Annotated in this window: 15 protein-coding genes and 3 pseudogenes; 4 read left to right on the top strand and 14 right to left on the bottom strand. The window is 71.1% G+C overall.

The genetic code is table 11. The features are described from left to right. Positions 1-118 precede the first annotated feature (118 nt). From ACFV2J_RS11130 to rsmI, 7 genes are all read right to left on the bottom strand, one after another. Entirely contained in the window at positions 119-1,474 is a 1,356-nt protein-coding gene (locus tag ACFV2J_RS11130; protein WP_385438224.1) for an acyltransferase family protein, read from the bottom strand. Between the two features lie 107 nt (positions 1,475-1,581). Continuing rightward, the gene (locus ACFV2J_RS11125; RefSeq protein WP_385082736.1) at positions 1,582-2,481 is read right to left on the bottom strand and encodes a 4-(cytidine 5'-diphospho)-2-C-methyl-D-erythritol kinase; all 900 of its coding nucleotides are present in this window, start codon (positions 2,479-2,481) and stop codon (positions 1,582-1,584) included. After that, on the bottom strand, positions 2,478-3,377 hold the full coding sequence (gene rsmA, locus ACFV2J_RS11120) for a 16S rRNA (adenine(1518)-N(6)/adenine(1519)-N(6))-dimethyltransferase RsmA (RefSeq protein WP_385082734.1): 900 nt from the start codon (positions 3,375-3,377) through the stop codon (positions 2,478-2,480). The genes ACFV2J_RS11125 and rsmA overlap by 4 nt, the downstream gene beginning before the upstream one ends. A 598-nt stretch (positions 3,378-3,975) precedes the next feature. After that, entirely contained in the window at positions 3,976-5,514 is a 1,539-nt protein-coding gene (locus ACFV2J_RS11115) for a ubiquitin-like domain-containing protein (protein WP_385082742.1), read from the bottom strand. A 167-nt stretch (positions 5,515-5,681) separates the two neighbouring features. Then, positions 5,682-6,554, bottom strand: coding sequence for a TatD family hydrolase (locus ACFV2J_RS11110; RefSeq protein WP_385082733.1), 873 nt, complete (start codon positions 6,552-6,554; stop codon positions 5,682-5,684). A gap of 121 nt (positions 6,555-6,675) precedes the next feature. Beyond that, positions 6,676-7,149: a hypothetical protein gene (locus ACFV2J_RS11105; protein ID WP_385082730.1), complete on the bottom strand. Its 474-nt coding sequence runs from the start codon at positions 7,147-7,149 to the stop codon at positions 6,676-6,678. 229 nt (positions 7,150-7,378) lie between these two features. Continuing rightward, entirely contained in the window at positions 7,379-8,236 is an 858-nt protein-coding gene (rsmI, locus tag ACFV2J_RS11100) for a 16S rRNA (cytidine(1402)-2'-O)-methyltransferase (RefSeq protein WP_385082729.1), read from the bottom strand. A gap of 95 nt (positions 8,237-8,331) precedes the next feature. Here rsmI and ACFV2J_RS11095 point away from each other — a divergent pair, with 95 nt between their 5' ends. Next, complete coding sequence (locus ACFV2J_RS11095; protein ID WP_385082727.1) at positions 8,332-10,071, top strand: dolichyl-phosphate-mannose--protein mannosyltransferase; 1,740 nt, start codon at positions 8,332-8,334, stop codon at positions 10,069-10,071. 200 nt (positions 10,072-10,271) lie between these two features. On the opposite strand, the pseudogene ACFV2J_RS11090 reads toward ACFV2J_RS11095, so the two are convergent. Together ACFV2J_RS11090 and ACFV2J_RS11085 are read right to left on the bottom strand one after the other, a co-directional pair. After that, a pseudogene (locus ACFV2J_RS11090) lies at positions 10,272-10,523 on the bottom strand (HNH endonuclease); the annotation flags it as partial. After that, positions 10,513-10,623: pseudogene (locus ACFV2J_RS11085) on the bottom strand (YdcF family protein); the annotation flags it as partial. The pseudogenes ACFV2J_RS11090 and ACFV2J_RS11085, both read right to left, overlap by 11 nt. Before the next feature lie 4 nt (positions 10,624-10,627). Here ACFV2J_RS11085 and ACFV2J_RS11080 point away from each other — a divergent pair. Then, positions 10,628-10,777, top strand: a pseudogene (locus tag ACFV2J_RS11080) (site-specific integrase); the annotation flags it as partial. A gap of 4 nt (positions 10,778-10,781) precedes the next feature. Here ACFV2J_RS11080 and ACFV2J_RS11075 read toward each other — a convergent pair. The 5 genes from ACFV2J_RS11075 to ACFV2J_RS11055 all read right to left on the bottom strand — a co-directional run bounded on the left by ACFV2J_RS11075 (position 10,782) and on the right by ACFV2J_RS11055 (position 15,578). Further along, the gene (locus tag ACFV2J_RS11075) at positions 10,782-11,504 is read right to left on the bottom strand and encodes a hypothetical protein (RefSeq protein WP_385082725.1); all 723 of its coding nucleotides are present in this window, start codon (positions 11,502-11,504) and stop codon (positions 10,782-10,784) included. Positions 11,505-12,477: 973 nt separating this feature from the next. Next, positions 12,478-12,999, bottom strand: coding sequence for a hypothetical protein (locus ACFV2J_RS11070; protein ID WP_385082741.1), 522 nt, complete (start codon positions 12,997-12,999; stop codon positions 12,478-12,480). Between the two features lie 202 nt (positions 13,000-13,201). After that, positions 13,202-13,621, bottom strand: a complete 420-nt coding sequence (locus ACFV2J_RS11065; RefSeq protein ID WP_385082720.1) for an SRPBCC family protein — start codon at positions 13,619-13,621, stop codon at positions 13,202-13,204. A 48-nt stretch (positions 13,622-13,669) separates the two neighbouring features. Continuing rightward, a complete protein-coding gene (locus ACFV2J_RS11060; RefSeq protein ID WP_385082717.1) occupies positions 13,670-14,683 on the bottom strand; it encodes an aldo/keto reductase in 1,014 nt (337 codons plus the stop codon). Between the two features lie 661 nt (positions 14,684-15,344). Beyond that, the gene (locus ACFV2J_RS11055) at positions 15,345-15,578 is read right to left on the bottom strand and encodes a hypothetical protein (RefSeq protein ID WP_385082716.1); all 234 of its coding nucleotides are present in this window, start codon (positions 15,576-15,578) and stop codon (positions 15,345-15,347) included. A gap of 376 nt (positions 15,579-15,954) precedes the next feature. Between ACFV2J_RS11055 and ACFV2J_RS11050 the strand changes: the two genes are divergently transcribed. Together ACFV2J_RS11050 and ACFV2J_RS11045 are read left to right on the top strand one after the other, a co-directional pair. Beyond that, positions 15,955-17,577, top strand: a complete 1,623-nt coding sequence (locus tag ACFV2J_RS11050) for a penicillin-binding transpeptidase domain-containing protein (RefSeq protein WP_385082714.1) — start codon at positions 15,955-15,957, stop codon at positions 17,575-17,577. Between the two features lie 96 nt (positions 17,578-17,673). Next, positions 17,674-19,344: a penicillin-binding transpeptidase domain-containing protein gene (locus ACFV2J_RS11045; protein WP_385082712.1), complete on the top strand. Its 1,671-nt coding sequence runs from the start codon at positions 17,674-17,676 to the stop codon at positions 19,342-19,344. Positions 19,345-19,346 lie beyond the last annotated feature (2 nt).

The following is a 19,346-nucleotide window of genomic DNA, read 5'->3' as shown; positions in this document are numbered from 1 at the left end:
CATCCAGCCCGTCCGGCGTTTGAGGACGAGCCCTTCGGGCGATGGCGGGGGTCTGGGGGCGGAGCCCCCAGGAACGGGATGGGACGGGTAGGGGCGGCGGGGGCGAGGAAACCCCCGGTCAGGTACGGCCCGTGCGGCCCGTACGGCCCGTACGTTCCACCATCAGCCACCCCACCGACGTCATCGCGACAGCGACCGGCGCCGTCACCCGCACCGCCACCAACACCGCCGTACGCCCGTCCAGAAGCCCCCCGAACCCGACCAGCGACAACCCGAGGACGCCGAAGAGACACAGGGCCACCCCCGCGGCGGCCGCCCCCCGCGCACCCCCGGACACCCCCCGCACCCCCCGCACGGCAGTGCCCCGCTCGAATCCCCGGAACACGGCGACGAGCCCCGCGGTCACCACCCCGGCCACCGCCACCCGCACGGGCACCTGCGCCCACCACTCCCCCGTGGCCGGTTCCGGCAGCCGTACCCCCAGCCCCAGCAGCACCCCGTACACCCCGAGCATCGCGGTGAGGTGCCACAGGAAGGCGGTCATGGAGACACCGTTGGCCGCGACCACCACCCGCCACACCCGCGGCCGGCGCAGCCACCGCCCCGCGGCCCCGCGCAGCAGCTCCACCCCGCCGACCAGCCACAGCCCGTGGCACAGCAGCGCGAAGGTCGGCGGTGCCATGTTCGAGATCCGCTCGCCGGGCATGCCGACCATGGAGAGCGGATACGGCCCGCACGCCACCAGGAGCACCGCCCCGGCGAGCCCGGCGCCCGCGAGGAGGTACGGCCGCCGCAGTCTTCCGTCCGCGCGCAGGAATCCGAGCTGGTGGACCGCGAGCCAGACGAAGGCGAAGTTGAGGAACCCGACGTAGGGGACACCGAAGCCGAACCGCAGGACGTCCACGCAGCCGGCCGCCGCGACGAGCCCGCCGAACGCGCCCCACCCCCGTCGCTCGTGGAGCCGGAGCAGCGGCGGGGTGAAGGCCACCATCGCCAGATAGATCCCTATGAACCACAGCGGCTGGGCGACCAGGCGCAGGGACACGTCGAGGAGGCCGCCCCGCGCTCCGGCGAGCTGGAGCAGGAGCGCCGCCAGGCCCCACACCCCGATGAACACCATGGTCGGACGCAGCAGCCGCTGGAGCCGTGCCCGCAGGAAGACGGCGTAGAGCGCCCCCTCCGTGCCCTCCCGCTCCGCCGTGCGCCGCAGCGAGCGGTACGACAGGGCGTGCGAGAACCCGCCGACGAAGAAGAAGACGGGCATGACCTGGAGCACCCAGGTGAGCAGTTGCAGCCGGGGCTGCACGGCGAGCAGGTTCCCGACCTCGGCCCGCCCGTCGCCGCCCACGGAGACGGCGGCCATCAGCCAGTGCCCCAGCACCACCGTGCCGAGCGAGGCGACCCTCAGCAGGTCGATGTACTTGTCGCGGGTGGCCGGGGTGGCCGCGGCGACGTCACGAGCGCTTGATCCCATACGGGTACGGTCGCGCCGCGGGGCCGCCCGGCGTCAGCGCGCCCGTACTCAACTCGACTCTGAGTACGGGCGCCGGTCGTGCGCAGAGGCCGGGCGGGGCGGAGGGGTCACACGACGGTGGCGCCCGGTGCGGGGCCGTCGGTGACCCGTACCGTCCGGCAGGTCCCGGAAGCGCGCAGCGCCCCGGCCACCGTCCGCGCGGACTCGGCGTCGGCCGCGAGGAAGGCGGTGGTCGGGCCCGAGCCGGAGACGAGCGCGGCGAGGGCGCCTGCGGCGCGGCCCGCGGCGAGGGTGTCGGAGAGGGCCGGGAACAGGGAGAGCGCGGCGGGCTGGAGGTCGTTGGAGACCGTGGCCGCGAGGGCGGCGGCGTCGCCCTTCGCCAGAGCGTCGAACAGCTCCTGCGAGGCGACCGGTGCGGGGATCCGCACCCCTTCGTTCAGCCGGTCGAACTCCCGGAAGACCGCCGGGGTCGACAGCCCGCGCTCGGCGATCGCGAAGACCCAGTGGAAGGTCCCGCCGACCTCCAGCGTCCGCAGCCGTTCGCCGCGTCCGGTCCCGAGGGCCGCCCCGCCGACCAGGCTGAACGGCACGTCGCTGCCCAACTCGGCGCAGATGTCGAGGAGTTCCCGGCGCGAGGCGCCGGTTCCCCACAGGGTGTCGCAGGCGAGCAGCGCACCGGCGCCGTCGGCGCTGCCGCCCGCCATGCCGCCCGCGACGGGGATGTCCTTGGCGATGTGGAGGTGGACGGCGGGTTCGACGCCGTGGCGGCGGGCGAGTTCGAGGGCGGCGCGGGCCGCGAGGTTCGTACGGTCCAGGGGGACCTGGTCGGCGTCGGGACCCGAGCAGGTGACGCGGAGCTCGTCCGCGGGCGTCACCGTGACCTCGTCGTACAGGCCGACCGCGAGGAACACGTTGGCGAGGTCGTGGAAGCCGTCGGGGCGGGCGCCGCCGACGGCGAGCTGGACGTTGACCTTGGCAGGGACGCGTACCGTCACCGTCTGCGTCACGGCTGGACCGACTCCTTGTTCTCGGCGGTGTTCCCGGCGACGCGGTTCTCCGCGATGCGGGCGAACTCCTCGACGGTGAGGGACTCGCCGCGGGCCTGCGGGGAGACCCCGGCGGCGACGAGCGCGGCCTCGGCCGCGACGGGCGATCCCGCCCAGCCGGCCAGGGCGGCGCGCAGGGTCTTGCGGCGCTGGGCGAAGGCGGCGTCCACGACGGCGAAGACCTCGCGCTTGGAGGCGGTGGTCTCGACGGGTTCGGCGCGCCGGGTGAGGGAGACGAGGCCGCTGTCGACGTTCGGGGCGGGCCAGAAGACGTTGCGGCCGATCGAACCGGCCCGCTTCACGTCGGCGTACCAGTTGGCCTTGACGCTCGGTACGCCGTACACCTTCGAGCCGGGGTCGGCGGCGAGCCGGTCGGCGACCTCCGCCTGCACCATGACGAGCGTGCGCTCGATGGTGGGGAAGGTGTCGAGCATGTGCAGCAGCACGGGTACGGCGACGTTGTACGGGAGGTTGGCGACGAGCGCGGTGGGCGCGGGGCCCGGGAGCTCGGTCACCTGCATGGCGTCGGAGTGCACGAGCGCGAACCGCTCGGCGCGGGCGGGCATGCGGGCCGTGACGGTCGCCGGGAGCGCACCCGCGAGGACGTCGTCGATCTCGACGGCGACCACCCGGTCGGCAGCCTCCAGCAGCGCGAGGGTCAGCGAGCCGAGGCCGGGGCCGACCTCGACGACCACGTCGTCCTCCCGGACGCCGGCGGTGCGCACGATGCGGCGCACGGTGTTGGCGTCGATCACAAAGTTCTGGCCGCGCTGCTTGGTGGGCCGCACGCCGAGCGCGCCCGCGAGTTCGCGGACCTCGGCGGGGCCCAGGAGGGCGTCGGGGGTGGGGCTGTTCACGCAGCCAGGGTACGGGGCGTGGCAGGCTCCACCTGCCCTCTATCACGGGGTTCGGGTTCGGGTGCGGGCGTGTGGGGGCCGATCGCGCAGTTCCCCGCGCCCCTGAACGGCGCCTGCGGCACCCGGCATCCCCCGGCCCCGCGACGGGTTCGCGTTCGGGTGCGGGCGTGTGGGGGCCGATCGCGCAGTTCCCCGCGCCCCTGAAGGGCACCTGCGGCACCCGGCATCCCCCGGCCCCGCGACGGCTTCGCGTTCGGGTGCAGGTGCGTGGGGGCCGATCGCGCCGTTCCCCGCGCCCCTGAAGGGCACCTGCGGCACCCGGCATCCCCCAGCCCCGCGACGGGCCGCAGCCCCGCGACGGCTTCGCGTTCGGGTGCGGGTGCGTGGGGGCCGATCGCGCCGTTCCCCGCGCCCCTCAAGGGCGCCCGCGGCGCCCGGCATCCCCCAGGCCCCGCCTCCTGCAAGAACGCAGACCGCGCCCGGTTCGTTCTTTCAGCCCGTCCGGCGCTTGAGGACGAGGCCGTTCAGGCCGATCAGCCCGTCCGGCGCCTGAGGACGAGGCCGCTCAGGCCGAGGGGGGCCGGGCAACCACCGGAGGTCACCCGTGGAGGCGGCCGCCGCAGTGGGGCCACGGGGTCGCCCCCCGCCGCACGTACAGCTTCTTCGCCCGCATGGTCTGCTCCGTGGCGGGCGCGTCCTGGGGGCGGCCCGACCCCCCGAGGCTGTGCCAGGTGTGGGTGTCGAACTGGTAGAGACCCCCGTAGGTCCCGGAGGCGTCCACCGCGCCGGGCCGCCCCCCGGACTCGCACGCCGCGAGCCCGGACCAGTTCAGGTGGTCGGCCCCCTTCACGGAGTCCGGCCGCGGCTTGGTACCGACCCGCACCACCTGTGTCCGCGGTTCCCGTACCACCTCGGCCCCCATCCGCCGGGGCCGCTCCTTGACCCCGTTGACGGTGCGCAGCAGGTACAGGACCCGCCGGACCCCCGGCTCACCGGCCCGGTCGACGACCTCCGTGCCGCGGAGGAGTGAAGGATCGTTCGTCCGCGTCACCTCGAAGGGGATCGGCTCCTCACGGAGCTCCCGGGACCCGGTGATCCGCATCACGCTGACCGTCTGCCCGTCCCGGGGGAAGCTCCCGGACGGCACGGACGTCGTGTCCTGGTGGCGCAGCGTGATCCCGGCCTCCTCGACGGCCTCGGCCACGGTCGCCGCGTTCGTCCGGATCGTCCGCGCCCGCCCGTCCGCCATGATCGTCACCGTGCGCTCGGTGCGGACGTCGAACGCGAGGCCCTCCCGCCCGATGGGCCGCGAGCGCGAGGTCGACACGTACGCCCCCTCCGCCCGCACCCCGAGCTGCTCCAGCGCCCCGTCCACCGTGCCCGCCGTCGTCCACACCCTGCGGCGCTGCCCGTCGAGGGTGAGGTGCACGGGCCGCCCGAAGTGGACCGCGACCTCGTCACCGCTGGTCAACGGGGTGCCGGGGGCGGGCGCGACAACATCGTGGGGGCCCACCCGCACGCCCTCGTGGGCGAGCAGTTCGCTCACGTCGTCCGCGAACGTGTGCAGCGTGCGCGGCTTCCCGTCGACGGTCAGCTCGACGGCCTTGTCACTGGCCACGAAGGCGGAGGTGCCGCCGGCCAGGAAGGCGACGACCAGCGCCTGCGGGAGCAGCCGGCGCAGCGGTTCCGCGCGTTCGGCGGCCCCCCGGCGCCGTGGCGCGCGCCGGGCGGCTCGCCGTGCCTCCGCCCGTCCACCGGTCCGCGGCTCCGCCGCCGTCCCCTCGTCGCCCACGGCGTCCGCCGGCGCCTCCACCGGCCCCTGCACGTGCTCCTGGCGGGGCAGTCGGGGCTCCGTGGGGGCCTGGGACCGCAGGGTGGCCTGGGACACCTGGGTCGTCCGGTCGGCCGAGCTCTCGTACGCGGGCCGGTACGTGTCCCCGGAGTCGGGGCCGGAGCCGGGGCCAGGGCCGTCCGGCGGGCCGACGGGACCGCCCGGACGATCCTCCGGGTAGCCGTCGCCGTACGGCTCGGGTCTCTCGTACGGCTCGTAGGACTCGTACGGCTCATGGGACTCGTACGGCTCGTACGGTCCGTAGGTTTTGTACGGCTCGTACGGCTCGTACGGCGTTGCGGTCAGGCCAAACGTCTCGTACTGCGAGTTGCTCACGACGACACGCTCCAGGGTCCGGATCGGGCGACCAGAACCTAGCGGAGCGGTCGTCACTCTCCCAAGCAACGCGGCTACGCTGTGTCGCGACACTGCCCCCGGCCGAGCCCCCGGAAAACGCCTGCAAGCGTTATCGCTCAGTAATCGAAAGCGCGAGCGGTGTTCGCCGACAGCGCCGTGGCCAGCACGTCCTCGTCGATGCCGCGTACGGCCGCCATGGCACGGACCGTGACCGGAACGAGATACGGCGCGTTGGGCCGTCCGCGGTACGGCACGGGTGTCAGGAAGGGCGCGTCGGTCTCGACGAGGAGCAGTTCCAGGGGCGCCACGGCGATCGCGTCGCGCAGCGGCTGGGCGTTCTTGAAGGTCATGTTGCCGGCGAAGGACATGAAGTAGCCCGCGCGGGCGCAGATCCCGGCCATCTCGGCGTCGCCGGAGTAGCAGTGGAAGACGGTCCGCTCGGGAGCGCCCTCCTCCTTGAGGATGCGCAGCACGTCGGCGTGGGCGTCGCGGTCGTGGATGACCAGCGCCTTTCCGTGCCGCTTGGCGATCTCTATGTGGGCGCGGAAGGACCGTTCCTGGGCGGCTTCGCCCCCGGGGCCCGTACGGAAGTAGTCGAGTCCGGTCTCACCGACGCCCTTGACCTGCGGGAGCGCGGCGAGGCGGTCGATCTCGGCGAGGGCCTCGTCGAGGGCGTCCTCGCCCCCGGGGCGCCGCGCGCCCTGGCGGGACCAGCCGTCGGGGTCGCCGTGCACGATACGGGGCGCCTCGTTGGGGTGCAGCGCGACGGTCGCGTGGACGGCCTCGTACGCGGCGGCGGTCTCGGCCGCCCAGCGCGAGCCGTTCAGGTCGCAGCCGACCTGGACGACCGTCGTCACGCCGACCGACGCGGCCTTGGCGAGGCCTTCCTCGACCGTGCCGGACTGCATGTCGAGGTGGGTGTGCGAGTCGGCGACGGGCACCCGCAGCGGCTCGGGGAGCGGGGGCGCTTCGGTCTTGTCGGAGGGCATGCCCCGATCCTACGAAAGGGGCATGCCCGGTCTCACCCGGCAGGGGCCTGGCGTCGGCCCGCCCCGCGGTGAGCCCCGGCTCGCTCGTGTGCGATGTGCCCGGGCTCGGGTGCGGTGAGTGTCAGCTCGCCCTGCGGTGGTGGAAGGGGTGCAGCAGGTCGGAGAGGTGCCAGTGGTGCGGCTCCTGGGGCGCCGCCGTCCGGTCGAGGTCCTCGTCCGGGGCCTCTCCGCGCGCCTTCGCGGGCTGCTGGGACAGCGGACGCTCCGGGTGGTACGGACGGTGCATGGAGTTCTGGACGGAGGACACCTGACCGGCGCGCATGATGCGCACCACGTGGCCGTCGCAGTTCTGGCAGGAGGGGCGGCTCAGCGGCGACGGCACGACATGGCCGTCCGCCACGTACATCACGAACTCGCTGCCCTCGGCGTCGTGGTGGTGCTCTATCTCGTACGACTGCTCCCAGCCGTGCCCGCAGCGCATGCAGGCGAAGGAGTACGACTCGTTGACGACGGCGGTCGCCGCGCTGCGATGGCCCGTCTGCTGCCTGGTGACCGGGCCGTCGACACGGCCGGTCCGTCCTGCGATCTCACTCATGCCAGTGCTCCTCTTGTCCGCTGGACAAGCGCCTTCGCCGACAGGATTCCCCCTGAATCCCTCCGGCTTCCGAAGACTGGGGACCGGTGCGTCCCTTCACCCAGTGGACGCTTCTCCGGGCGCGAACGCATCCGGCCTGTCGAGTGTTGGAGCCGTTTTGGCCTTTCCTTGTCGGAAGGGTCTCGGAACACGGTCCGAGCTTTGCTTTTGGCGACCGCCCTTTGCCCTTCTATGGGGCGGTGTGTGCCGCGTTCTTTGCCGCGACGACCGCATCGAAGACATCGCGCTTGGGAATTCCTGCCTCCGCCGCGACCGCCGCGATGGCCTCCTTGCGGCGCTCGCCCGCCTCCTCGCGCACCCGCACCCTGCGCACGAGTTCTCCGGCGTCCAGCTCCTCCGCGCCCTTGGCGGGCGCGCCCTCGACGACGACGGTGATCTCCCCGCGCACGCCCTCGGCGGCCCAGGCGGCCAGTTCGCCCAGCTGCCCGCGCTTGATCTCCTCGTACGTCTTGGTCAGTTCGCGGCAGACGGCGGCGCGCCGGGTGTCCCCGAAGACCTCGGCCATCGCGGCGAGGGTGTCGTCCAGCCGGTGCGGCGCCTCGAAGTAGACCATCGTGCGGCGCTCGTCGGCGACCTCCCGCAGCCGCGACAGCCGCTCCCCCGCCTTGCGCGGCAGGAACCCCTCGAAGCAGAAGCGGTCGACCGGCAGCCCCGACAGCGCGAGCGCGGTGAGCACGGCGGACGGGCCGGGTACGGCGGTGACCCTGATGTCCTTCTCGACGGCCGCCGCGACCAGCCGGTAGCCGGGGTCGGAGACCGACGGCATGCCCGCGTCGGTCACCAGCAGCACCCGCGCCCCGCCCGTCAGCGCCTCGACGAGTTCCGGGGTCCGGGCCGCCTCGTTGCCCTCGAAGTACGACACGACCCGCCCGGTGGGCTGCACCCCGAGCGCCTGGGTGAGCCGGCGCAGCCTGCGGGTGTCCTCCGCGGCGACGACGTCCGCGCTCTCCAGCTCCTGGGCGAGCCGGGGCGGGGCGTCGGACGTGTCGCCGATCGGGGTGCCTGCCAAAACAAGGGTTCCTGTCACGGATCCATCCTCGCAGGGGCGATCCGCGGCAGCCTCATCCACCCATTAAGGCCCGTGCACGGGACTCGCACAGACCTGTTCCCTACGATGGCGCGGTGACCAGTACCGCGTCCTCCACGGACACCCGGCAGAGCCAGGCCGCCGAAGCGCAGCAGCCGTCGTGGCAGCAGCGGCTGCGCCGCTTCGGATACACGGCGCCGCCGAGAACCGATGTGCGCGACCGGCTCGTGCCGCCGTACGCCGGACCGAGCCCACGGATCTGGGCCGTGTTCGGCCTGCGCCACGAGGCCGCCGAACGCCTCACCCGCTGGTCGGGCTGGGGAGGACCGCTCCTGGTGACGCTGCTCGCCGGGCTGATGCGGTTCTGGCACCTGGGCAGCCCGAAGGCGGTGATATTCGACGAGACGTACTACGCCAAGGACGCGTGGGCGCTGATCCACCGCGGCTACGAGGTCAACTGGGACAAGAACGCCAACGACCTGGTCCTCCAGCACAACGGGCACGTCTCGATCCCCACCGACCCCGCCTATGTCGTCCATCCCCCGGTCGGCAAGTACGTCATCGGGATCGGCGAATGGATGTTCGGGTTCAACCCGTTCGGCTGGCGGTTCATGACGGCGGTGCTGGGCACGCTGTCGGTGCTGCTGCTGTGCCGGATCGGGCGCCGGATGTTCCGCTCGACCTTCCTGGGCTGTCTGGCGGGCACGCTGATGGCGGTGGACGGGCTGCACTTCGTGATGAGCCGCACCTCGCTCCTCGACGGCGTACTGATGTTCTTCGTCCTGGCGGCCTTCGGCTGTCTGGTCGTGGACCGGGACCGGGCGCGGGCCCGGCTGGCGGCCGCGCTGCCGGCCGGCGCGGACGGGGTCGTCCGCCCGGACGCGTACACCGCCGAGACGACCCGCCTCGGCCTGCGGCCCTGGCGCTGGACGGCGGGCCTGATGCTGGGGCTGGCGCTCGGCACCAAGTGGAGCGGCCTCTACGTCCTCGCCGCGTTCTGCCTGATGTCCGTGCTGTGGGACGTCGGCGCGCGCCGCACCGCGGGTGCCCAGCACCCGTACACCGCCACCCTGAAGCACGACACGGGCCTCGCGTTCCTCGCGACGGTCCCGGTGGCGATCGTGACGTACCTCGTCTCCTGGACCGGCTGGATCCTCTCCCCGGACAACGGCAAGGGCGGCTACTTCCGCAACTGGGCCGTGACCGACGGCAAGGGCGGCAACTGGACCTTCCTGCCCGACTGGCTGCGCAGCCTGTGGCACTACGAGCACGAGGTGTACAACTTCCACGTCCACCTCTCGTCGCCGCACACCTACCAGTCGAACCCGTGGAGCTGGCTCGTCCTGGGCCGCCCGGTCTCCTACTTCTACGAGTCCCCGCTGCCCGGCAAGGACGGCTGCCCGGCCGACGCGAGCGGCAAGTGCGCCCGCGAGGTACTGGCGCTGGGCACCCCGATCCTGTGGTGGGCCGCCTGCTTCGCGGTCGTCTACCTGCTGTGGCGCTGGGCGTTCCGCCGCGACTGGCGAGCGGGCGCGATCGCCTGCGGCATCGCGGCCGGCTACCTGCCCTGGTTCCAGTACCAGGAGCGCACGATCTTCTTCTTCTACGCGGTGATCTTCCTGCCGTTCCTGTGCCTGGCCCTCGCCATGATGATCGGCGCGATCCTCGGCCCCCCGGGCGCCACGGAACGCCGCCGCGTCGTCGGCGCGGCGAGCGCGGGCGTCCTGGTCCTGCTGATCGCCTGGAACTTCATCTACTTCTGGCCGCTCTACACGGGCACGTCGATCCCGATAGAGCAGTGGCGGTCACGGATGTGGCTGGACACGTGGGTCTAGCTGCACAGCCGTAGCAAAGGGGCGCGGCAGCCTGCCGCGCCCCGTTGGTCGTTCCTGGCTGTTGTCGGCCGTCGCTGGCTGCCCTCGGACGGCCCGAGGACGGCCCAGCTCTGGGCCCGGCAGATTTACAGCGGGCTGGCTCCGCTTTCTCTGACCAGCCACTCTGTCCGCCAAGCCAACTTTGGGGGACGTGTGGGGGATCAGCGCTCCGGAACTGAGGACTGATCTGTACCCGCATCGCGCTGCCGCACGATGGCTACAGAGTCACGACGGATCTCCGATCGGCGCTTCTCAATGGTGACCCTCAGTTCTTGGGGGGGGGGAGGCCTGGGAGCGCGGCGGTGAATCATGCGACGGCAGTTGGCGCAGATGAGGGCCAGATCACCGAGCTTCGTCCGGCCTTCGCCTGCCTCATGCAGGGGCACCAAATGGTGGCACTCGACGTACCCGGCGCGTGGGGCTGGTTGCCCCGGTGAACACGATGACCGGCGCCATGCCTTGGCAGAACAGCTCCGCGGTCACGTCAGCCACCCCTAGGTCGTGGCTGCCCAGACTGTCCGTACTGCTGGATGCCGGCGAGAACATCCGGGCCCTGAGCCAGTACCTCGGCCACAGCGATCCGGGATTCACGCTCCGGACCTACACGCATCTCATGCCGAGCAGTGAGGGACGTACCCGGAAAGCGATAGATGGGCTGTACCGGTAGCCGACTAAAGCGCCGGTGGGACTGGCTCCGCCGGCATATCTACCGCTTCGGAGTTGTACGCCTTGACGCTCACCGCTGGGCCGCCGGAGTACTTGGCTACGGCGCGGGCAGCGTCGCCGGTCACCTCGACGATCGCCATGCTGCGAGCAGGGATCCGGACCAGCGTTCCGATGGGGATCACGGAGACCGCTTGCTGCGTCTCCCCCTCGGCCGGCTGGTCGTAAACGAGGTAGGCGATACGCGCCGAAACAGCGAATTCTTCAGGGTTTGTCACGCGGACGGCGGCGAAGCGCGAGAATTTACTGACAACCCGCCCAGCCGCGTCCAGCGTCTCGGCACTCGGGGGCAGAGTGTCGGCCTGGGTCTTGGCGGTGGTCACCCGAGTAACGGTGACGCGAACGTCGAAGACCTGGTGCTCGCCAGACCCGGAGAAGCGCAGGATGTCGTAACCCGCCCCATAAGGAACTTCCAACCGGCCGCTGTCACTGCCGAAGACGGTTCGGACCCGTACACCTGGAAGCGGGTGACGGTGCCGGTCAAGGGCGGTGAACGCCAATACAGGAGAGACCGAGGACATGTAGGCGTTGCGGATGCTGAGGGTCTGATCGATCATGCCGTCGCCGGAGTGCCGGTGATACGTGAACGTCAGTCCATCCTCGGCAGCCGCGCCGTGGTCCTCCGTTGCGCCCTTCGCTGGACGACACCCGACGAGCAGCAGCATCGCCATAGCCGCCCATACGCCTGCCACAGCCCGTCTTCTGCTCACTTCGCCCCTCAGCACAGTGCGGCCGCGCTCCCCCACCCACAGAGCGCTGTCGGAGCCTAGTCCGGCCCGACGGTGGAGGTGATCATGAGTTGGCAAAGAGGCACGCTGGCCGCGGTTACGCGATCTAGGGCGTGAAACCGTGGTCCGCTCTCACGCCCCACCTGCTGTCACGGCCCACACACGGCCCAGAGCGCTGACTGTGCGCCCGTCCCCCATGAAGTGCCTGGTCAGGCGCCGCGCCATCCGCCATACAGGGACTTCATCTATTTCTGGCCGCTCTACACGGGCACGTCGATCCCGATAGAGCAGTGGCGGTCACGGATGTGGCTGGACACGTGGGTCTAGCCGGGCGGACGTAGCGAGGGGGCGTGGCAGACTGCCGCGCCCCCTCGGTCGTTGCCGACGCCCCACGTTGCCTTCGTGGACAATCGCCGCGCTACGCAGTTGGCCTCTCTCCGTTTCGACGCCCGGAGAGCGCACGCCTGAGCTGAACGACACCCGTCACGACGGTCGCGATCAGGGACCCTGTGACGATGACAGCCAGACAGGCGAGCGTCGGATTCACCCAGCCTGGAACGAGGTCGTACGAGGCGTTGCACATGTTGTGCAACGGGAACGGACCCGACGGCTGCGGCCCGAGCCCCTGCCGGTAGCTCGCGTCGAAGGGTTGCCCCTCCCCGAGAACACAGGTCTCCGCCACATCAAGGCCACCGGACAACGCTCCCCACAACCAGGTGGGGACGAGCACTATGCCCGCGACCGTCGAAGAGCCGAACCAGAAGCCCGGGTTCCACCGAAGACGAGCCTCACCAGAGACCTTGACCACCTTGCGTTCCCCTCCCCACAGATGCCGGACGCCCGGGTCCAGCTGCACAGGCATGACCGAGGGACGCGGAACACGACACCGTCAACGTGTGGCTGTGAACCTCGAACGTCACGCAGTGGGATCCACGTTCCATGCCTCGGGCAGGTCGCTGCCGCAGAAGACGCAGACAAAGTCGTCCCCCCGCACGATGTTGTGCTCCTGGCAGTCGGCGCACCGCCGGAACACCACTTCGTGGGTGAAGCCGGAAGGCCGCCGAAGCTGCACAGCGTCCAGAGCACGGGCGACCTCCGCCCAGGACCTGACGTCCGGGCAGAACCCGGTGGACTGGTTGCTGACCTCGCCCACAGTCCACCGGTCCGCCTCGCGCATGAAACTGATCTCGCCGGCACTCAGCACCAGGTCTCCGCCGGCACAGGCCACGTGTTCGCTTCGCCGCGGCGCCAGCCGAAGCACACCGTCCATACCGACCACGAAGGTGAACGGTTCGGCCAGCTCCGCTGCCGATTGCTCCACGATCCAGCTACCGAAGTCAGCCGCCGAGCCGATCCGACGCCCGGCGTCACCAGGCCGGACCGCAGCCTTCAGCTCGACCGGTCCGACATATCGATAACTCCGCCCCCGCGCACTCACGTCGGTCAACCTAGAGCACCTCCGGCACACGCCCTAGTCGCGTAGGGCGCGCGGCGATCCACCGCGCACGCTTGGTCCTTGCCGGCGCCCACCGACTTGGGACCCTGACGGACGGAGCGGGGAGCGACTCCTGCTCGCCGGAGGGTGCATCCGGGAGTGGATCCGGCCTTCGGCCGTGGCACGGTGCGGGGGGGGACAGCTCTCAGCCGCCGAGCGTCTTGGTCAAGGCGTCCAGGCCGTCTCGGTAGATGCCGGTGAAGAGGTCGACCACTTCCTCGTCCGTGGCCCCCACCGGGACGAAGCGGCCGGACCACTGGACCTCGGCTGCGTTCTCGTCGTCGCTGATCTCGTGGACCCGGAGGGTCGACAGATAGTCGACGACCGGGAAGGGCGCCTGCACGATGTGGTAGCTGTAGTACCGCTGTTCCTCGTCGAACGACATCAGCCGCTCCACGATGGCTTCCCCGTCGGGATTCTTCAGGTGCCGTACGCGACCGCCCTCCGTGAAGGTGCTTTCGGGGATGTACGGCAGCCAGTCGGGCAGTGACCCGAACCCGCCGATGACTTCCCACACGCGTGCGGGAGAGGCCGGGACGACCCGGCTCACTGATGTGGACGCCATGTCGCTTCTCCAGAACTCGTTGGACGCCTGTCGGACGGGCGACAGGGCTCATGCCCCGTCCGGCAGGGGCGCCAGGGGGCTGACCAGGCCGGAGTCGCGCAGATCGGCCCAGAACCCGGCCGGCACCTTCTCGTTGAGCGCGGCATGGTCCTCGACGGTGTGGGCGGGCTGGGTCGCGCCCGGGATCACCGCCTCGGCGACGGGGTGCGCGAGCGAGAAGTGGAGGGCGGCGGCCTTGATGCTCACGCCATGGCTGTCGGTGAGTTCCTTCAGCCGTCCGACCTTGGCCACGATCTCGGGCGGAGCGGTGACGTACTCGAAGTGGGTGCCGCCGGCGAGGATGCCGGAGCTGTAGGGCCCTCCCACGACCATGCCGACGCCCTGTTCCTCCGCCATGGGCAGCAGCCGTTGCAGCGCGTGCGCGTGGTCGAGCAGGGAGTACCGGCCGGCCAGCAGGAACCCGTCCGGCTGCGGCTCGTCCAGCGCGAGAGTGATTTCGATGGGTTCGGTGCGGTTGACGCCGAGTCCCCAGGCCTTGATGACACCCTCGTCCCGCAACCCGGTGAGAACACGGAACGCACCCGTGCGAGCCTCCTCGAATTTCTCCAGCCACAGGTCGCCGTGGAAGTCCTGGGCGATGTCGTGCACCCACACGATGTCCAGGCGGTCGGTCCGCAGGCGCTTCAAGCTGTCTTCTATGGAACGTCTCGTCGCGTCGGCCGTCCACACATGAACCATCTTGTTCGGGCGCCCATGAGCGAAGAGGTTGCCCTTCTCGCCGAGATCACGTGCGGCCGGGTCCTCCTCCTCGTCCAGGATGACCCGGCCGACCTTCGTGCTGAGGACGTATTCGTCGCGCGGACGGCCGGAGAGCGCATTCCCGAGACGGATCTCCGCCAATCCGGAGCCGTAGAAGGGCGCGGTGTCGAAGTAGCGCGTGCCTTGTTCCCATGCGGCGTCGACCGTGGCCGCGGCCTCTTCCTCGGGAACCGAACGGAACATGTTTCCGAGCGGTGCGCTACCGAACCCTATGTGCGCCGGGAGGATCTGATCGAGTTTCACAACATGTCCTTCCTGAACGAACCGCCGTCCATGGCATCCATGCCGTCCATGGCATCCATGGCATCCACACGCCCCAGCGCCGCACCGTTCGCGGTCGGAGCCCGCTCAGGAGCGACGCCCGTGGATCAGCCCGCTGTCACCCCGAGCCGATCAAGTGCAGGGGGAGCGAGGAACCTGAAGCTCCTCGCCCTCCGGTCCACACCATGTGTCGGGGCTCGCTCCTGCCGACTCGTCGGATCCGGAAAGGGCGGGGCAGCGGTGGTTGGTCGCGTGCCTCTGGCCGAGGCCGGTCATGGAGGCTCACCCGCGAAGCGACGCGACGACGACGCCGGCACCGTCACCGGCACCTTCCTGAGAATCTTCTCGGGGAGATCGTCTCTCCACGCATCGGCGAACCATGATGCGTGGCATCGCGCCTGGTCAGAGACCCCCACATCCCTCCTGTCAGCCTAGGCACGGATTCGTGGGAAGTGCACCTTGAGGGCTGCGACGCTCGGCGTCGATGCCGGCGGCGCGGAAGTCGCGGATCCGGCCCCGGATTCAACTTCCGGCCGCTCTGGATGTGGCCAGGCACGTGAGTCAGGTCGTACAGGCACGTCGAGAAGGGCGCGGCACTCCACCGCGCCCTTCGTTCAGTCCCAGGGCCGCCGCGCGGGCGGTGTCACGGGAACAGGGCGATCCCGACGAGGATCAGCAGGATGATGCCGGCGACGAGTGCGACGGTCGCCCACGTCCCCCGGTGGTGCAGCGGTGCCGCGGGGTGGCCGCCGCGCGGCCGGTCCTCCGGCAGCAGGGGGTCGGCCGGGCGGCCGTGCGCGTAGAACTGCTCGTCGGTCGGATAGACGTTGCGCGGGTCGTCGAACGCGCGCGGATCGATCTGGTGTGGACTGGTCATCACAACTCCCGGCACGGCGCCTCGGCGGGGCCTGGGCCGGCGGACGCCCGGGTCCGCGGCCGGGGGTGACGACTCACCGCTTCCCGGACGCGCGGCCCTTCAGGGAGACGCCACACAGGCTCTCGCCCCGCTTGCCGCGTACCTCTCGATCGTATACCCGGGCCGTTCATGGGGCCTGGGAGCGGACCCGGAGGGCCCAGGACCTCAGACGCCGCATGCGTGACCGATGTTCAAGGATGCGATCGAGGTCCGGTCTAACGATTCGGAAAATGTAGACCCCATGCGTCCCTCCGCCCGCATACAGTGCTACGCAGACCGACTTTTCTGAACGCGTTCAGAAGTTCGGGGGAGCGGTCCACGGGGAGGGGTTCGCGCGATGCGCAAGGGGGCAAAGGCCGCCATCATCGGCAGTGTGTTCGCGGTGATGGTGGGAGGCGCCGGATACGGCGCGTTCAACGTGGTGAGCGCGCTCGACGGGAAGGAGAGCGCGGGCGGGCCCGCGCCGGTGAAGAGCGGACCGCCCAGCGGCGCGGAGGTCAAGGAGACCTCGGCGAAGTTCCTCGCGGCCTGGGCGAAGGGCGACGCGGCCGGGGCGGCGACGTACACGAACTTCGCGAGCCAGGCCGAGACCCTGCTGGCCGGCTACCGCGCCGACGCGCACCTCACCGGCGTGCGGATCACACCGGGCACACCGTCCGGCGCTTCCGTGCCGTTCTCCGTGAAGGCCACGGTGTCGTTCGAGGGGAAGTCCAAGCCCCTCGCCTACGACTCGGAACTGACCGTCGTACGCGGCCAGACCACCGGCAAGGCGCTGGTCGACTGGAAGCCGTCGGTCGTCCACCCCGACCTGAAGGAGGGCGACACCCTGGTCACCGGCGAGTCGGCGAGCCCCCCGATCGAGGCCGTGGACCGGAACAACGTTGTCCTGGCCAAGGACAAGTACCCCTCGCTGGGCCCGATCCTCGACGCGCTGCGCGAGAAGTACGGCGACCGGGCGGGCGGTACGGCGGGCGTCGAGCTCTCGATCCATCACGCGGCCGAGGGCGTCGGCGACACCACCCTGGTGACCCTCGCCAAGGGGAAGCCGGGCAAGCTGCGCACGACGCTGAGCGCGAGCGCGCAGGCCGCCGCGGAGCGGGCGGTCGCGCGGTACGCCGAATCGTCCGTGGTCGCGGTCAAGCCCAGCACCGGCGAGGTGCTGGCGGTCGCCAACCACCGCGCGGACGGCTTCAACGCGGCCTTCCTCGGCAAACTCGCCCCGGGCTCCACCATGAAGATCATCAGCGCGGCCACGTTCATCGACAACGGCATCACCACGGCGACGGGCCCCGCGACCTGCCCGGACAGCGCGGTCTCGGAGAGCCAGACCTTCCACAACCTGCCGGGCATGGCACCCCAGTTGAACGCGACGCTCTCCGACAGCTTCTCGCGCTCCTGCAACACGGCGTTCGTGAAGTACGCGGACGAGGTGAAGGTCGACTCGCTCACCAACGAGGCCGAGCAGCGCTTCGGCCTCGGCCGGAACAACTGGAAGACCGGCATCGAGTCCTTCGACGGCTCCGTCCCGGCCTCCGGCGGCCCCGACACGGCCGCCAACCTGATCGGCCAGGGCCAGGTCCAGATGTGCCCGCTGAACATGGCCTCGGTGACCGCGACCGCGATGACCGGTGTCTTCCGGCAGCCGGTCATCGTCTCGCCCGGCCTCGACCACCGTGAGATCGCCACCGCCAAGGGGCTGCCGCCGGGCACGGTCGCTCAGCTGCGCACGATGATGAACCGCACCGCGGTCAGCGGTACCGCCGCCCAGGTGATGGCCGGACTCACCGGCAGGATCGGCGCCAAGACCGGCTCCGCCGAGGTCGACGCGCAGTCCCGGTCGAACAGCTGGTTCACGGGCTACCGCAACGACATCGCGGCCGCCGCGATGACCCAGCAGGGCGGGCACGGCGTGGACGCGGCCGGTCCGATCGTCGCAGCTGTGCTACGAACAGGCGCCTGAAGTCACCCTTCACAGGGCGGGACCCTAGGCTGGGAGCCCTCGTTGTGGAGGGTGAGGGCACCGGGGGCCAGGGGAAGCAGCGGAGGATCGGGAACCGTGGGGAAGAGAAGGCGCGTCGCCGAGCGACGGAAGACGAAGCCCGCCGTGGTCGGCGGGCTGATCGCCGTGGCCGTGGTCGGCGGGGCGTTCGGCGCCTACAGCCTGTACGGGGGCGGCGCGTCGGCCGAGGACCGGGCGTCGACGACCGCCGGCCGCAAGGCCGTGAAGACCGGTCCGCCCTCGGCGGCCGAGGTCACCGCCCTGTCCACACGGTTCCTCACCGCCTGGCAGAGCGGTGAGGTCGCGAAGGCGGCCGGCGCCACCACCGACGCCGGGGCCGCGACGACCATGCTGACCGGCTACACCAAGGACGCGCACATCACCGGCGTCACGGTCACGGCGGGCAGGCCGTCGGGAGCCTCCGTCCCGTTCTCCGTCAAGGCCACCGTCACCTACAAGGGCAAGAGCAAGCCGCTGGCGTACGAGTCGAAGCTGACCGTCGCCCGGCGGGCCGAGGACGGCGTCGCGCTGGTCGACTGGCAGCCGTCCGTCGTGCACCCGGACCTCCAGGACGGCGACCGTCTGGTCACCGGCGCGGCCGGCACCCCGCCCATCAAGGCGCTCGACCGCGCCGGCGGTGAACTGACCACGGCCAAGTACCCCTCGCTGGGCACGGTCCTGGACGGCCTGCGCGAGAAGTACGGCAAGACCGCCGGCGGCACGGCGGGCATCGAGCTGCGGGTGGTCCGCAAGGCCGCGACGAAGGGCACCCAGAAGTCGCCCGACAAGACACTGGTGACCCTCAGCGAGGGCACCCCGGGCACGGTGCACACGACGCTCAGTCCGGCCCTCCAGGCGGACGCCGAGCAGCAGGTCGCCAAGAAGACCCGGGCGTCGGTCGTCGTGATGCGTCCCTCGACCGGCGAGATCCTCGCGGTCGCCAACCAGAGCCACGGTTTCAACACCGCCCTCCAGGGTTCCCTGGCCCCCGGCTCCACCATGAAGGTCATCACCTCGTCGCTGCTGATCGACAAGAAGCTCGCCTCCGCGGACAAGCCGCACCCCTGCCCGAAGTACGTGACGTACGGCGGCTGGAAGTTCCAGAACGACGACAAGTTCGAGATCAAGGGCGGCACGTTCAAGGCGAGCTTCGCGCGGTCCTGCAACACGGCCTTCATCAGCCAGGCGAAGAAACTGGAGAACGCCGACCTGACACAGCAGGCCCAGCAGGTCTTCGGGCTGAGCATGAACAACTGGGCCATCGGCGTGCCCAGCTTCGACGGTTCCGTGCCGGTCCAGGCGAACGCCCAGATGGCGGCCTCGCTGATCGGCCAGGGCGGGGTCCGCATGAACCCGCTGAACATGGCGTCGGTCGCCTCGACGGTCAAGTCGGGGACGTTCCACCAGCCGTACCTGGTGTCGCCGGACGTGGACCACCGCAAGCTGGCCACCGCCTCCCGCACGCTCTCCGCGGGCACGCTCTCCCAGCTCCGCGAACTCATGCAGTACACGGCGGCGTACGGTACGGCCGCCCAGGCGATGTCCGGGCTCGGCCCCGACTACGGCGCGAAGACGGGCTCCGCCGAGGTCGACAACCAGAAGAAGCCGAACGGCTGGTTCACCGCGTGGAAGGGCGACCTCGCCGCGGCCGGCGTGGTCCAGCAGGGCGGCCACGGCGGCGACACCGCGGGCCCGATCGTGGCGGCGCTCCTCAAGGCGGGGAGCTAGGC

Source organism: Streptomyces sp. NPDC059668, assembly GCF_042734135.1.
GTDB lineage: Bacteria > Actinomycetota > Actinomycetes > Streptomycetales > Streptomycetaceae > Streptomyces.
This window is presented reverse-complemented; position numbering and strand designations above follow the sequence as displayed.